Below are 14,009 nucleotides of genomic sequence, written 5' to 3' on the forward strand. Positions count from 1 at the left end.
GTGTTCCTAAGGAGCGAAGGGAGGGGGCGGCCTCGCCCCGGGCGATCTGGACCGATCACCGCGGCTCGAAGTGTTCCGCCCCTCACTGCCATACGAACAGTTGACATACAAGTGTTCACATGGATCAGGGGAAGGAACACCTGTGAGCCCTGGCCAGGCTCCTCCTGAGAGCCGAAGCCGTGGCGAGTTCCTTCATCGAAGGTCTGCAGATCAACGTCTGGCGACTGGCCAAGGCGGATGTGGCATCACGTACCGGCATAGAGACGCATGACGACACGGCCTACGCCGTCCTTGGAAACAATGCCTACGTCTCCGCGCTCACCGCGTACCGCTACAAAGGAGCCGCCGACTCACGCCGAGACCAGGAGGGAATCGGCGCCTGCATCGATCGATTCACCGCGGACACCACTCGGGCCGTCATCGACACAGACCGATTCGGCGCGGAGCTGGACGCCATGGAAACGGAGTGGCGGAAGAAGCTGGGGAGAGTTCGTGCGGAGTCGTCCGTCGATCTCCTCCTGCGAGTGCTTCCCTCCGCTCCCGTACTCACAGTCGCCACCGCCGCCGATCTGATCGGACGATCCACGCAGCGCGCCAACGACGCTGTCAACCAGCTCACGGCAGCAGGTGTGCTCAAACAGACCACTATTGGAAGACGCAACCGCGCATTCGAGGTACCGGATCTCATCAGCGCTCTCACCGGATTCGAGCGTGCCCTCGCCAGCCCCCCTGGGTGACACTCGCCAGGCACCACCCGCGCGTCCGCTCCCCTACCGCCCATGAGGCGTTTGTGCCGCGACGCCTGCCGCCGTGGGCGGCTGACGAGGTGCGGAGGGTGTGTCCCCACTGCCGGGCCGCGACGGGGAAGGGCCAGGGCCGGCTCTGGCAGCGCACCTCCCCTCGTCCATGCGGCCCCTGAGATCCGACCGCTGAGGACCCTGCCGAGAGCCGCCCCCGGAATCAGGCCCTGGATCCGGCCCCGGATCCGCTCTGAGATGCGGCTCTGAGATCTGGTGCCCGATCTTTTTCCACAGTTCCAGAATCCCTTGACCTGGTGGCGAATCGCCCGGAAATAGCCTGGCATTTCAGGGGATTTCCGAGTCAAAGGGGCCGGATATGTCAACAGATCCGATCCTCGACTGCCCGCTCGACCAGGTCCCGGAGGGTCCGGAGTTCATCGAGGCCGCCATGCGGTGGCACTTCAGCCCGGATACCGGCTCGCCGTTCTGGCTGGAGCGGGCGAAGACACTCGGCTTCGACCCGCGTGAGGACGTGCGCACCTTCGAGGACCTGCGCCGCTTCCCCAACGTGGCCAACGAGCTGCGCGACGTCCGGGTGGAGGACCTCATCCCCCGGGGGTACGGCCCGGACGCGGACGTGATCGGCGTGTACGAGAGCGGTGGCACGACGGGGCCGCCCAAGCGCGTCGTGCTGCTGCGCGACTGGCTGGAAAGGCTGATGCACCGGACCCAGCAGGGTCTGCAGGAGAGGGGCTATCCCGAGAGCGGCCACTGGCTGGCGCTCGGGCCGACCGGGCCGCACGTCTTCGGCGAGCTGGTCCGCTGGCAGGCCGCGCGGCGGGGCGGCATCCGGTTCACGGTCGACATGGATCCCCGGTGGGTGAAGAGGTGCATCGCCGAGGGCCGTGGAGACGAGGCCGAGCGCTACGCCGAGCACCTGATCGACCAGAGCACCTACATCCTGGAGACCCAGGACGTGCGGGTCCTGGTGACCACACCGCCGCTGCTGACCCGGCTGGCCCGCAGGAGCGCGCTCGTCGAGCTGATCAACGCGAAGGTCGCCGCGATCAGCTGGGGCGGCGCGCACATGGACCCCGACACCCGCTACCTGCTCCGCACCGAGGTCTTCCCGAACGTCAAGCTGTACGGCACGTACGGCAGCACGATGATCCTCGGCGGACTGGCAGAGCGGGTCGTGCCACCGGAGGAGGACCTCGTCATCTTCGACGCGTTCTCGCCCTACATCATGTTCTCGGTGGTGGACCAGGAAACCGGCGAGGCCGTCCGGTACGGCGACCGCGGCCAGGTCGTGATGCACCACGTCAGCAAGAGCTTCCTGCTGCCCAACAACCTCGAACGCGACCTGGCCACCCGTGTGGCGCCGCCGCCGGGGCAGCTGGGCGACTCCGTCGCCGACGTCGGCCCGCTCCCCACCTTCGAGAACGAGACGGTCATCGAGGGGGTGTACTGATGGACGAGCTGATCCGGCTCGACGCACTGGGCGCGGGCGGCTCCTACCACAGCCGCAGCCGGTTGACGATCACCGAGCTGACCGGGACGCCGGCCGCCGAGCTGAGCCTGGTGCCGCGACTGTTCGTCCAGCGGACGATGGCGGCCCTGCGCGAGGCACGGACCCTGCCGGCTCACGAGCGGGCGACGGCACTCGCCCGCGCGGGGCGGCTCTTCGCGACCGGCGTGGTGGACGGCATCCCGGCGGAGGAATACCAGCACATCGTCAGCCGCGTCTCGGGGATGCCGATCACCGTGGTCCGGTCGGCTACCGCGGGCATCGGGCGGCGGGCAGGAGAGGCGTACCGCACCACCCGGTACGCCCGGCCGCAGGGCGCGGTGGACGACTGGCGCGACCCGCTCACCCGCAACGGCCAGGCGGTCTGGACGCGGCGCGGCGACGTCTTCGCCGTACACGCCGCGGGCAACCACCCGGGCGTGCACACGCTGTGGCTGGAGGCCCTGGCGCTCGGCTACCGGGTCGCGGTGCGCCCGTCGCGGCGCGAGCCGTTCACCCCGCACCGCCTGATCACGGCGCTGCGGGAGTCGGGGTTCGGCGACGACCAGGTGGTGCTCCTGCCGACCGACTACGCGGTGGCCGACGACGTCATCCGCGACGCCGACCTCGCCATGGTGTACGGCGGCGAGGAGGTCGTGAACAAGTACGGCAACGACGTCAGGGTGCTGCCGCAGGGCCCGGGACGGTCCAAGATCCTGCTCACCGGGCACGACTGGGAGTCCCACCTGGAAACAATCGTGGACTCGGTCAGCGCCTTCGGAGGGACGGCCTGCGTGAACACGACCGCCGTCTTCGTGGAGGGCGATCCCGCACCGGTGGCCGAGGCCGTCGCGGAACGGCTCTCGGCGATCCCGAGCCTGCCGCCGGAGGACGACGGCGCGGTGCTGCCCGTCCAGCCGGTCGCGGACGCGCACGCGATCGAGAAGTACCTGCTCGACCACGTGAACGGCGCCACGCCCGTGCTCGGCGGCGACGGCGTGGTGGACGACCTGGGCGACGGGAGCGCGGTCCTGCGACCCGCCGTCTTCCGGGTGGACCGGCCTGACGCGCCCCAGACGGGCATCGAGCTGTCGTTTCCCTGCGTGTGGTTCGCGCCCTGGAGCCGGGCGGACGGCGTCGAACCGCTGCGGGACACGCTCGTGCTGACCGCGATCACGGATGACGACGGGCTGGTCGACCACCTGGTGGAGGATCCGTCGATCAGGAACGTCTACCTGGGCGACACCCCCACGTATCTGATGCCGCCGTGGGTTCCGCACGACTCCTACCTCGGCGAGTTCCTCATGCGTACAAAAGGTGTCATCCGCACTTAACCAACCGATAAAGGCCCAGTAGATTCTGGGCCATGCGCAAGACGAGACGGTGGCGGCGCCGCCTGCTGCAGGCGCTCGCCGTCGTCGTGGTGCTCGCGGTGGCCGCCGTCGGCGGCGCGGGCTGGTACTACTCCGGCCTGGTCATCGACCCCGTCCACACCTCCGGCTATCCCCTGGAGGTGACGGCCGTCAGCGGCGACCAGGTCACGATCAAGGGCGGCGCCGACACGGCCGCCCCCGGCACGTACGGCCTGACCTGGGCGGACGGCAACGCACTGCTGGGCCAGGTGATCGCGAGCGGAGCCGGCACGGTGACCAGGAAGGTCACCGAGGTCGTCCGCGGCGAGCTGCGTCCCGGCGTGCACGCCTACCTCGACCGATGGATGTGGGGCCACGCGACCCCGGCCGCCGTCGGCGTGCCGTACACGGACGTGAAGGTCCCCTCACCGCTCGGCGACTTCCCCGGCTGGCGGACCGAGGGCACCTCGGCGACCTGGGTGATCGCCGTACACGGCCGCAACGGCGGCCCGGGGGAGGCCCTGCGCGTGCTGCCGGTTTTCCACAGCCTGGGGATGCCGGTGCTGGGCATCACCTACCGCAACGACGAGGGCGCCCCCGCGAGCTCGGACGGCAAGCTCCACCTCGGCGCCACCGAATGGCAGGACGTCGCGGCGGCCATCACGTACGCCAGGAAGCAGGGCGCGACCGGCATCGTCCTGTACGGCTGGTCGATGGGCGGGGGCATCGTGCCGATGACCGTGCGCAACCTGCCCGGCGAACCCATCAAGGCCATGATCCTCGACAGCCCGGTCATCGACTGGCGGGCGCCGATCGCCCTCGGAGCCGAGCAGATGGGCGTGCCCGGCTTCCTCGTGTCGGTGGGCGAATGGGTCATCGCGCGGCGCACCGGCGTGTCCTTCGACGACGTCGACCACCTGCGGCACGCCCGGGAGTTCACGATCCCCACGCTGGTCTTCGTGGACGACGACGACGCGACCGTGCCGGTCGGTCCGGCGCTGCGGTTCGCCGAGGCTCGCCCCGACATCGTCAGGCTCGTACGGACGAGCGGAGGCGGGCACACGGGCTCCTGGAACGCGGACCCCGGGCGTTACGAGCGGGAGTTGAAGGAGTTCGTCTCGTCCCTGTGACGACGCGCTCGGGAGCTCCTGTAGGGGTCAGCCCGGGACGACCACGGTCATCGAGCTGGCGACCAGGGTGAAGCCGAGCCGTTCGTACACACGTCTGGCCGGGTTGCCCTCGGACACGGCAAGGCCCAGCCGCTCCCATCCATCGGCCGCCGCCCTCTCCCGTACGGCGGCCAGCATGCGCGCCCCGAGGCCGGAGGGCGTGCGGGCGGGGTGCCGGAAGACCTCGACCACCCAGGGCCGGCCGTTGAAGAGCGTGACCAGCACGCCGCCGGCCACCACATCGTCCCGGTCCACGGCGAGCACGCTGCAGGGGAGGAGCTCACCGGTCACCTTCCCCTCCAGCAACGGGGTGAGGACGTCGCGCAGCGCGGCGGCGTCGTCCACGTGCCGGTGGTCGGGATGACCCGGCGGATAGGCCGCCCGCCACGCGTCGAACAGCTCTTCCGCAGGGCGGTCGCAGGGCGTGAACCGTAGGCCGCCGGGGGCGCCGGCCTCGGCGGGCGGCGCCGTACGCAGCTCACAGGTCATCTCGTGGGCGTGCCGCATCACGCGGGCGCCGCGCGCGACGAGCGCCTCGCCCAGGTCCACCGGCCCCGCCACCGCCCAGCCCGGCAGCTTCGTCATGATCGCGTCGACCGCCCCCGGGCCCACGACCTCGACCAGGTCGGCGCACGGCAGCCCGTACCGCTGGTTATTCACATAACTGACGGCGGGAGCGCCGTCCGCCCCGGTCAGCATCACTCGTTCCACAGGAGGGAGGCTCCCCGAGCACGACGAGAGCGGGCAACACCTTTTCCCCCGGCCGCGCCTTCCCTGCCGGACGCCGAGCCCGGAAAGACCCTCTTCCTCCGTGGTTGAGCACGGGCTTCGGCGACCGGCTCGGAAAAAGATGGCGTGGCCCGGGAACAACGAGTGCGGAGACATGGTTGGATGAAGCGTGGCCGGTGTGCAGGTGTCCCCGGGCCTCACCTAATTTGCCTTCGCGGACTACCGTTCGGCTGGAGCCGCGTTGTGCCTTTCGCCGAGAGGCGACCCGGCACCGGCACCACACGTGCGGGACCCCGGCAGGAGATCCTCCTGCCGGGGTCCTGGCGTCTACCGGGGCCTCCACGCGCCCCCGGGGGTGAACCGTTCACCGCCGCAGGCCGCCTGACCCCCGCGAATATCACCCGCCTTACCCCTTTGCATCCACTTTTGTCGGCTGCGGGTGACAAGATGCGTCCGTGCCTGATTTGGATCCGCAGTCGATCGCCTCCTACTGGGATGCGGAGGCAGACACCTTCGACGACGAGGCCGACCACGGGCTCCGCGACCTCCGGGTCCGGGCGGCCTGGGCGGGGCGGCTGCGGTCCTGGATGCCGCGTCCTCCCGCCGACGTCCTCGACCTGGGCTGCGGCACCGGCTCGCTGACGCTGCTGCTGGCCGAGCAGGGACATCGGCCGGTGGGCGTGGACCTGTCCCCCAGGATGGCCGAGGCGGCCCGGGGCAAGCTCGCCGCCGCGGGCTTCGCCGCGCCCGTCCTCACCGGCGATGCGAGCGACCCGCCGGCCGCCGCCGGAACCTCCTTCGACGTCGTCCTGGCCCGGCATCTGCTGTGGACCCTGCCCGCCCCGGAGCGCGCGTTGCGCACCTGGATGGGTCTGCTGCGCCCGCAAGGCCGGCTGATCCTCATCGAGGGCAACTGGCAGGCCTCCGGGGACGGCCCGCCGTACGTGCCGGGCGCCGGCGCCCTGCCCTGGCTGGGCGGGGTGAGCGCCGGACCTCTCGTCGAGGTGCTGCGGCCGTACGCCGCGAGTGTGGCGGTGGAGCCGCTGCCCGACCCGGTGCTGTGGGGCAGGCCCATCCACGACGAACGATACGCCGTAATCGCCAACCGCTGAGCTGCGTATTCTGCGGAAAACACGCAATGCCGATTCCGTAAACGTCTCGGCAATTAGTCGAAGCGCATTGCCGGCGGAATGCGGGGGCAAAACGGAGCCCGGTCATCCGCGTCGTCATCGACAGCCACGCCCAACTGCGCACATGGAATGCCACAGCGAACGGGCCGAGAGGGGTCAACTTGCCTGGACGGGCTCCCGAGGCGTGTGACAACGATTGAGATACGACCCGATCGCTGATCGGAGAGGAGTATCTCTATGCACGGCACTCGATTCTCATTACTGCTGGGTCCGGCAGTCCTGTCCGCAGTCACGCTCTGGCCGGCCATCGCATCGGCCGCCACCGCCGCCCAGCCCTCCGGCCTCGCCGCCGCGCTCAGCGCGCCGCGGGCCGAGGAGCCGGGCACCAGCCTCGGCGAACAGTCGGAGGAGGCGGCTCAGCAGAGCGGACGCGCGTACGAGGAGGAGAGCGGGTACGGGCGGGAGAGCGCCCAGGAAGAGAAGGGCTCGTCGAGCGAGGAGTCGAGCGGCAGCCAGTCGGAGAGCAACCTCGGCTACCAGCGCTCGCGGGCATCGCTGCGCGAGTCGTCACTGCGCTCGTCGTCACTGCGCGAGTCGTCGCTGCGCTCGTCGCTGCTGCGGAGCAGCAATCCGAGGCTCAGCGAGGAGTCGTCGTACAGCCGTCCGATCAGCTCCACGCGGACGATCACCTACCAGCGTCCGGTCACGCAGACGCGTATGGTGACGGAGAGCCGTCCGGTCACGTTCACCCGGCAGATCACCTTCCAGCGCCCGGTCACCGAGACGCAGACGGTCACCCGGATGCGTCCGGTCACCGAAACGCGCCAGGTGTCCTACCAGCGTCCCGTGAGCTACACGCGCATGGTCACCGAGAGCCGTCCGGTCACCCACCAGGAGACCTTCCAGCGGCCCGTCACCCAGACGCGGTACGTCACCGAGTCACGTCCGGTGACCCGGTACGTCACCTACCAGCGTCCCGTGGTGAGCTACGTCACCGAGAGCCGTCCGGTCACCCGCCAGGAGACCTTCCAGCGGCCCGTCACCGAGACGCGGTACGTCACCGAGTCACGTCCGGTGACCCGTCAGGAGACCTTCAAGCGTCCGGTCACCGAGACGCGCTTCGTCACGGAAAGCCGTCCGGTCAGCTACACCCGGATGGTGCCGGAGACTCGCGAGGTGCAGTCCACGCGCTTCGTCACCGAGAGCCGTCCGGTCAGCTACACCCGCATGATGACCTACCAGCGCCCGATTACCGAGACACGGTACGTCACCGAGTCGCGGCAGGTCACCAGCTACAGCCGGCCCATGATGCACTCCTCCAGCAGCGAGGACTGCGACCCGTGAGCCGGGAAGCGAGGTCCTGACAGCCAGTAGGGCCACGAAGGGGCACGGGCGTTCCCGCCCGTGCCCCTTCCGCGTGTCCGGGCACGCTCAGCGTCCCCTGCCCCGGAAGTCGCACTGCCCGGAGCTGTCCGTCGGGTTGTCCCTCAGGCACCCTTCGTCGACGACGTCGGACACCCCGGCCAGTTCGCTCGCCGCCCTGGCCACGGCCAGGGGGTCGGCGCCGGGGGCGACCCTGACGCGGAAGGACTCCGACATGTCCTCGGCCCTGGTCTCCTTCAGCGGCCCGGGGTTCGTCTCGCTCTTTCGGTAGTTCTCGAACGCCGTCCACCGGTCCTCGAACACGACGGTCCGCACGTCGGGGCGGGTCTGAAGGGCCCGCATGATGTTCCCCTTCTCCCTGTCGGTGGCCGCGCCGTCCTTGCAGCCCTCGAAGGGGGAGGGATCCGTACAGAGGAAGACCGAGACGTCGGCCCAGCCGGACGAGACCGCCGCGACGCCGGCCTCCCGGGCGTCCGGGGAGGGGTCCGGAGAGGGCTCTGCCAGCCGTGCCACGCCCACGATCGTGGTCGCCACCGCGAGGGCCGCCGCGGCGATCGCGAGGCCGCGCGGCCGCATGCCGCGCGGGGCGGGCAGCGCGTGGTCGAGGTCGTCGTCCGGCACCGTACGCGCGCGGGCCGCCATGGCGTCACGCAGCCGATCCTCGATGGTGCTCAATCGTCTTCTCCCAGTTCGCGAAGGAGTCTGGCCAGGGCCCGTGCGGTCGTGGATCTGACGGTGCTCTGCCCCACCCCCATGACCAGGGCGATCTCGGAGTCCGCCAGGTCGAGGTAGTAGCGCAGCACCAGCGCCTCCCGCTGGCGCCGGGGCAGCCGGGCCAGCGCCAGCAGCACCTGCCTGCGGGATTCGCCGATGAGGACGGCGGTCTCCGCCGAGTCGGCGAGGTCGGTGACCCGCTGCGTGCGCCGCAGCATGACCGCGCGGCGGCGCAGCACCGACCGCGACCCGTTGAGCACACAGGTCCGCAGATAGGCGAGCCTCAGATCCAGGGGCCGCCGCCGGCCGTGCAGCCGGGCGAAGACGTCCTGCACCACGTCCTCGGCCGTCTCCAGGTCGCCGACGAGCAGCACCGCGAGCCGCACCAGACTGACCCGGTGCTCGCGATACAGAGCCGCCAGATCGGCCTGGGGAGGAGGTCCTGGCGGCGCGAGCGCCGTCGGCCATTGGGATTCACGATCCATGCAGTGTGAACGCGCACCCCCGCCGATCCGCTGCTCGCGGGTTTCCGGCCCGGCACGCGTGAAGGCCCCTCCGGATGATGGTCCGGAGGGGCCTCACGACGTCGAGACCTCGCGTCACGCCTCGCTGGCGTGGGCCGCCAGGACGCGCCAGCCGTACTCGTCGGTGTGCACCCATGTGCGCGTGTAGCGCAGCCGGCCGGCGAACGGCTCGCCGGCGAAGGCGCCTTCAAGGGTGCCGAGGAAGCACGTGACTCCGGTCGTCCCCGAGACGACGACGGTGAGGTCCTCCTCGGCCACCTTCGTCATCACCTGCGTACGCGAACGGTGGTTGTGGAGATCGAGCGGCTTGGCCTCCGTGTGCAGCCGGCCGTCCGGCGGTCCCGTGAAGACCAGCCGCTCGTCGAGCAGCCGGTCGAGCTCCTCCACGTCACCCAGGAGCTGCGCCTTCTGCAGCCGCCGCTCGGCCTCGTACAGGTCGTCCAGAAGAGTGCCTGCCATGTCGGTCCTCTCCGTCGTGGCGCGTCTTCGGCGACAACGGTAGTCCCGGCGGCCAGTAGCGGTTTCAGCGGCTCACTACCCGGCGTTCCGCGTGCTCCCGGGCGCGCAGAACGGGCAGAACGGCTCGCGCTGGACGCACACCTTGACCGCGTCGCTGTCGTTGGCCCGGTCGAGGTCGAGCTCCTTGCCGCTGACGGTGGCGGTGTTGACCGTCTCTCCGACCGCGGTGGCCTTGGCCCGGACGACCAGCGTGGCCGTCGCGCCACTGGCCAGCGTTCCCACGTTCCACGTTCCCCCGGCGTACGTGCCGGTCGAGCGCGTGGACGACACGAAGGCGAGGTTGGCCGGCAGGACGTCCTTGACGGCGACGCCGGTGGCGTCGTCGGGCCCGGCGTTGGCGACCGTGACGCGGTAGATGACGGTCTCGCCCACGGTGACCTCGGTCTTGTCCGCGGACTTGACCACGCTCAGGTCGACCGCCGGGTTGACCCCGGTGACGGCCTCACCGCTGGTGGAGGCCAGCGGCTCGGGCTCGGAGCCGAGCCGGTTCTCGTAGGCGACCGCGCCGCTGTTGACGACCTGCTTGCCCGCGGCCTGCCTGCCGACCTTGACCCGGAACTCCACGGTGGCGCCGTCCGGCAGGGCGGTGTCGTTGGCCAGCCTGCCTCCCGCCGTGCCCGTGGCGCCCTCTCCCAGCCTGAAGGAGATCACACCGGTGGCGGCGTCGAACTCGGCCTGGTCGTCGCCGGCCTGGTCGGTCATGGCGCCGCTGCCCGGGCCGCCCACGACGCGCAGCGAGCCCGGCACGTAGGCGGTCCCCGCCGGGACCTTGTCGGTGAGCCGGACGTTCTGCGCCACGTCGCCGCCCTTGTTGACGGCGGTCAGCCGGTAGGTGATCTCGGCGCCGACGTTCACCGGCCCCTGCGGGCTCGCCGACTTGGTGACGACCACGCACGCGGGGGTGCCGAAGAAGACGTCGTCGAGGAAGTTGCCGACCGACGCGTTGCCGCCGGCGGCGGAAATGGAGCGGAAGGCGAACCTGGTGGTCGTCTGCCCGGCGGGCACGGTGTAGGTGCCGTGGTAGGTGCCCCACTTCCCGTTGCCGTCGGACATGGTCCCCTGCTGGACGGGACCCGAGGGAGCGCCGATGTCCAGCGCCATCTGGTCGGTGCCGAGCCGCCCGCGGTGGGACAGCCGCCAGTAGAGCTTCTGCCCGGGGGTGGTCGGACGGTCCTGGTAGAGGGTCGAGACCTGGTTGGCGTTCAGCTCCGCGAACTGCGCGCCCTCGACCGCCGGAACGTTCATCCGGGGGCTCCAGAGCTCGATCATGTGGTCGGTGGCGGTCGTCCGCCAGCCCGGCACCGCATTCGGGTTCTTCTGCGAGGCGTCGGGGAACGGAGCCCACGTCCCGGCGACGCCGGGCTTCTCGAAACCGCCGTTGACCAGCGCCACCTGCTCAGGACACGACGCGGGGTCCGGCGCCGCCGCCCGCGGCGTCACCGTGGCCACGGCCTCGGTGCGGGCGGGCGCGGCGTCGGCGGGGACCGCTCCGGACAGCGCCAGGGGGACCGCCGCCGCCACCAGGGCGGCGACGGGGTAACACATCCTGTGGATGTGCCTCATCATTAGCGTCCTCTCGTCGTGGCGATTCACCAGGCCGTACGACCGGCGCTGGCACCGCACGGAAGATTCGTCCGACGTGGACGAGAGGAGCGGCACGACACGTGTGGCCGTGCCAACAGTTGGCCGGATCTTGTTCTCTCCCGACCCTGCGCAGGCAAGATCCGGATCTATGTCGAGGGCTCCCACGGCCAGAACTGGACCAAGAACTGCTCCCGCGGATCCGCTTCGTCATCGGCCCGCGTGTACACCCGTACGCTCCACAGCCGTTCCGGCTCGCCGACAGGAGAGGCCTGCGGACGGCGGGGACGGTTCAGCAGGCGGCGCGCACGGCCTCCCGCGCCGCGCGGGCGAGCTCCTCATCGTGCGGCCGGTCCAGCTCACGCGCGAGCTCGATCGTCCGGTCGAGCAGCGCCAGCGCCTCGTCACAGCGGCCCGCCGCGCGGCACGTCTCGGCGTACGCGTGCAGGACATCGATCTCCAGCTGCACCTCGGCCAGCGGCTCCAGCAGCTCGAAGGCCCGCCGGTGGTGTTCGAGCGCCTTCTCGTGTGAACCCGTGATCCGCAGCGCGACACCGAGATAGTTGTGGCACCACGCCTGGTTGTGCTGGAGACTGTGCTGCTCGGACAGCTTCAACGCGTCATGCAGGATGCGCAGCGACTCCGCCGGGTCGTCCGGCGCCAGCGCGAGACCGAGGGTGACGAGCCCGGTGACCTGTGCGGGCCCGTCCGCCAGCGCGATGGCCGCCCGGGCGAGTTCGACGGCCTCACCGCGCCGCCCGAGGTGAAGCGTCACCCATCCGTCGAAGGCCAGCGCCTGCGACTGCCCCATGCGGCGCCCGAGCTTCTCGAACAGCTCGCGTGCCCGCCGGAAGTGCGCCTGCGCCGCTTCGAGGTCGCCGAGATCGCGGCGTACGAAGCCGATGCGCAGCGCGAGGGCGGCCGCGGTGTCGTCGTCCGGTCCCGAACGCTCGGCCGCCTCGTAGGCGGAGAGCGCCTCGCCGAGGCGTCCGGCGGCGGCACGGGCGAAGCCGAGGTCCGCGAGCAGCGCGGCCCGCTGCTGATCGCGGCCGAGACGCGCCGCGGCGTCCGCGGCGGCTTCGAGCAGGCGGGCCTGGTCGTCGGTTCCGCGGTGCCGGAAGAACCAGACCCGCATGGCCTGCGGCAGCTCGGCCACCACCTCGTCCACGCCGAGCCGTACGGCGGAGTCGAAGCAGGCCACCAGGTTGACGTACTCGAGGTCGAACCAGGCCATGGCCTTCGCCGGATCTCCCGGCGAGGGTTCCCTGCGGTGCGGCGAAGGCAGGGTCCGATCGTGGGCGACGGCCTGCGTCAGGTAGTGCGTCAGAACCCGGCGCAGGGCGGCTTCGGCCCGTGGCTCCTCGTCGGCGGCGAGGTCCGCCGCGTACTGCCGGATCAGGTCGTGCATCCGGTATCGCCCGGGCGAGAGCTCCTGGACCAGGTGGGCGTCGACCAGCTCCTCCAGCGCCGCGCCGGCCCGGTCGGGCGGCATGTCGGTGAGCGCGCCCGCCACCGGCGCGTCGAAGTCGGTGCCCGGCAGCACGCCCAGCAGCCGGAACATGCGGCGCTGGACCGTGTCGAGCTGCTGCAGCGACATGCCGAAGGCCGAGTCGAAGCGGCTGGGGGTGGCACGCAGCCGCTCGGCCAGCACGGCCACCGTCCAGCCCGGGCGGTGGCGAAGCCGCGCGCCCGCCATCCGCAGCGCCAGCGGGAGCCCGCCGCACTGCCGCAGCACCTGACCGACCGCTTCCTCTTCTGCGAGCGAGAGCCCGGCCGCCCGGCCGAACAGGTGCGCCGCGTCGTCGTCGGCCAGCGGTTCCAGGGACACCGGCGGCACCGCGTCCAGGCTGACCAGCCGGTGACGACTGGTGACCAGGACCGCGGACTTCCCCGCGCCCGGGAGCAGCGGACGCACCTGCTCCGCGTCGACCGCGTTGTCGAGCACGACGAGAACCCGCAGGCGGGACAGCTCCGACCGCCACAGCGCCGCGCGTTCTGCGGTGCCGGCCGGGGGGTGGGTGACGTCCAGCGCGCCCAGCAGCCGGCCCAGCGCGGCGTGCGGCTCCAGCGGCTCCTGCCCCGGGGTGAATCCCTGCAGGTCGAGATAGAGCCCGCCGTCCGGAAACGCGGGGACGAGCCGATGGGCCGCATGCACGGCCAGGCTGGTCTTGCCGACGCCCGCCATGCCGTCGATCGCGGCCGCGCCGGTGGTGCGGATCAGCTCCTCGACCAGCGCGCACTCCGCTTCCCTGCCGGTGAAATCGAACAGGTCCGCCGGCAGATCGTTGCGGCGCCGGGCGGGCGCCGCGCCGGCTTCGGCCGCCTCGGCCCACAGGGCGCGCAGTGGCCGGGGATCGCGTCCCACGGCCCGGCACAGCGCCACGACGGCATCCCACGGCGGCACGAGCCGGCCGGTCAGATATCGCGACAACGACGAGCTGCTCAGACCCGTCTGGCGGGCGAGGGCACGCAGGCTGAGCCCGCTCAGCTCCTTGATCCGGGCGAGCTGAGCCACCAGTCGTTCCTGGGGGCTGGACACGTGCAACACCGTACCCGTCCCGGCCCACACGGACGGATCGGCGACGCGTTCGCGCAGCTCAGCCGGGTTCTGGGTGTCCCACGGTGTCCCACGGACCAGGCGGGACCGGGCACGCCGATGGT

12 protein-coding genes are annotated in these 14,009 nt (G+C 71.1%); 6 read left to right on the forward strand and 6 right to left on the reverse strand.

What is annotated here, in order from left to right:
- Positions 1-179 precede the first annotated feature (179 nt).
- The 4 genes from ACIBK1_RS01010 to ACIBK1_RS01025 all read left to right on the forward strand — a co-directional run bounded on the left by ACIBK1_RS01010 (position 180) and on the right by ACIBK1_RS01025 (position 4,729).
- The gene (locus ACIBK1_RS01010) at positions 180-737 is read left to right on the forward strand and encodes a hypothetical protein (RefSeq protein ID WP_396731356.1); all 558 of its coding nucleotides are present in this window, start codon (positions 180-182) and stop codon (positions 735-737) included.
- Positions 738-1,116: 379 nt separating this feature from the next.
- The gene (locus tag ACIBK1_RS01015; protein WP_396731359.1) at positions 1,117-2,211 is read left to right on the forward strand and encodes a phenazine antibiotic biosynthesis protein; all 1,095 of its coding nucleotides are present in this window, start codon (positions 1,117-1,119) and stop codon (positions 2,209-2,211) included.
- Positions 2,211-3,581 (forward strand): aldehyde dehydrogenase family protein, encoded by a 1,371-nt coding sequence (locus ACIBK1_RS01020; protein ID WP_396731362.1) that lies wholly within the window; start codon positions 2,211-2,213, stop codon positions 3,579-3,581. The genes ACIBK1_RS01015 and ACIBK1_RS01020 overlap by 1 nt, the downstream gene beginning before the upstream one ends.
- Before the next feature lie 32 nt (positions 3,582-3,613).
- Entirely contained in the window at positions 3,614-4,729 is a 1,116-nt protein-coding gene (locus tag ACIBK1_RS01025; protein ID WP_396731365.1) for an alpha/beta hydrolase family protein, read from the forward strand.
- Between the two features lie 27 nt (positions 4,730-4,756).
- On the opposite strand, the gene ACIBK1_RS01030 is transcribed toward ACIBK1_RS01025, so the two are convergent.
- Entirely contained in the window at positions 4,757-5,479 is a 723-nt protein-coding gene (locus tag ACIBK1_RS01030) for a GNAT family N-acetyltransferase (RefSeq protein ID WP_197042597.1), read from the reverse strand.
- 473 nt (positions 5,480-5,952) lie between these two features.
- On the opposite strand from ACIBK1_RS01030, the gene ACIBK1_RS01035 reads away from it, so the two are divergent.
- Together ACIBK1_RS01035 and ACIBK1_RS01040 are read left to right on the forward strand one after the other, a co-directional pair.
- Complete coding sequence (locus tag ACIBK1_RS01035) at positions 5,953-6,609, forward strand: class I SAM-dependent methyltransferase (RefSeq protein WP_197042596.1); 657 nt, start codon at positions 5,953-5,955, stop codon at positions 6,607-6,609.
- Between the two features lie 255 nt (positions 6,610-6,864).
- A complete protein-coding gene (locus tag ACIBK1_RS01040; protein ID WP_396731369.1) occupies positions 6,865-7,971 on the forward strand; it encodes a hypothetical protein in 1,107 nt (368 codons plus the stop codon).
- Between the two features lie 87 nt (positions 7,972-8,058).
- Here the strand turns inward: ACIBK1_RS01040 and ACIBK1_RS01045 are convergent, their stop codons facing one another.
- From ACIBK1_RS01045 to ACIBK1_RS01065, 5 genes are all read right to left on the reverse strand, one after another.
- Positions 8,059-8,685 (reverse strand): permease-like cell division protein FtsX, encoded by a 627-nt coding sequence (locus ACIBK1_RS01045; protein ID WP_396731372.1) that lies wholly within the window; start codon positions 8,683-8,685, stop codon positions 8,059-8,061.
- On the reverse strand, positions 8,682-9,209 hold the full coding sequence (locus tag ACIBK1_RS01050) for a sigma-70 family RNA polymerase sigma factor (protein ID WP_396731375.1): 528 nt from the start codon (positions 9,207-9,209) through the stop codon (positions 8,682-8,684). The genes ACIBK1_RS01045 and ACIBK1_RS01050 overlap by 4 nt, the downstream gene beginning before the upstream one ends.
- Positions 9,210-9,323: 114 nt before the next feature.
- Positions 9,324-9,707, reverse strand: coding sequence for a nuclear transport factor 2 family protein (locus ACIBK1_RS01055; RefSeq protein WP_076439154.1), 384 nt, complete (start codon positions 9,705-9,707; stop codon positions 9,324-9,326).
- Positions 9,708-9,782: 75 nt separating this feature from the next.
- Positions 9,783-11,330, reverse strand: coding sequence for a DUF11 domain-containing protein (locus tag ACIBK1_RS01060; RefSeq protein ID WP_204053865.1), 1,548 nt, complete (start codon positions 11,328-11,330; stop codon positions 9,783-9,785).
- A 310-nt stretch (positions 11,331-11,640) separates the two neighbouring features.
- Positions 11,641-13,887, reverse strand: a complete 2,247-nt coding sequence (locus tag ACIBK1_RS01065) for an ATP-binding protein (protein WP_396731380.1) — start codon at positions 13,885-13,887, stop codon at positions 11,641-11,643.
- Between the last annotated feature and the right edge of the window lie 122 nt (positions 13,888-14,009).

The sequence above is a fragment of the Microbispora rosea genome, assembly GCF_044460045.1.
Lineage (GTDB): Bacteria > Actinomycetota > Actinomycetes > Streptosporangiales > Streptosporangiaceae > Microbispora > Microbispora rosea.

What these genes read in the sequence shown, in the direction of transcription:
- ACIBK1_RS01025 (WP_396731365.1), top strand. Translation starts at nt 3,614, where the DNA reads ATGCGCAAGACGAGACGGTGGCGGCGCCGCCTGCTGCAGGCGCTCGCC.
- ACIBK1_RS01050 (WP_396731375.1), bottom strand. Translation starts at nt 9,209, where the DNA reads ATGGATCGTGAATCCCAATGGCCGACGGCGCTCGCGCCGCCAGGACCT.
- ACIBK1_RS01060 (WP_204053865.1), bottom strand. Translation starts at nt 11,330, where the DNA reads ATGAGGCACATCCACAGGATGTGTTACCCCGTCGCCGCCCTGGTGGCG.
- ACIBK1_RS01020 (WP_396731362.1), top strand. Translation starts at nt 2,211, where the DNA reads ATGGACGAGCTGATCCGGCTCGACGCACTGGGCGCGGGCGGCTCCTAC.
- ACIBK1_RS01055 (WP_076439154.1), bottom strand. Translation starts at nt 9,707, where the DNA reads ATGGCAGGCACTCTTCTGGACGACCTGTACGAGGCCGAGCGGCGGCTG.
- ACIBK1_RS01015 (WP_396731359.1), top strand. Translation starts at nt 1,117, where the DNA reads ATGTCAACAGATCCGATCCTCGACTGCCCGCTCGACCAGGTCCCGGAG.
- ACIBK1_RS01040 (WP_396731369.1), top strand. Translation starts at nt 6,865, where the DNA reads ATGCACGGCACTCGATTCTCATTACTGCTGGGTCCGGCAGTCCTGTCC.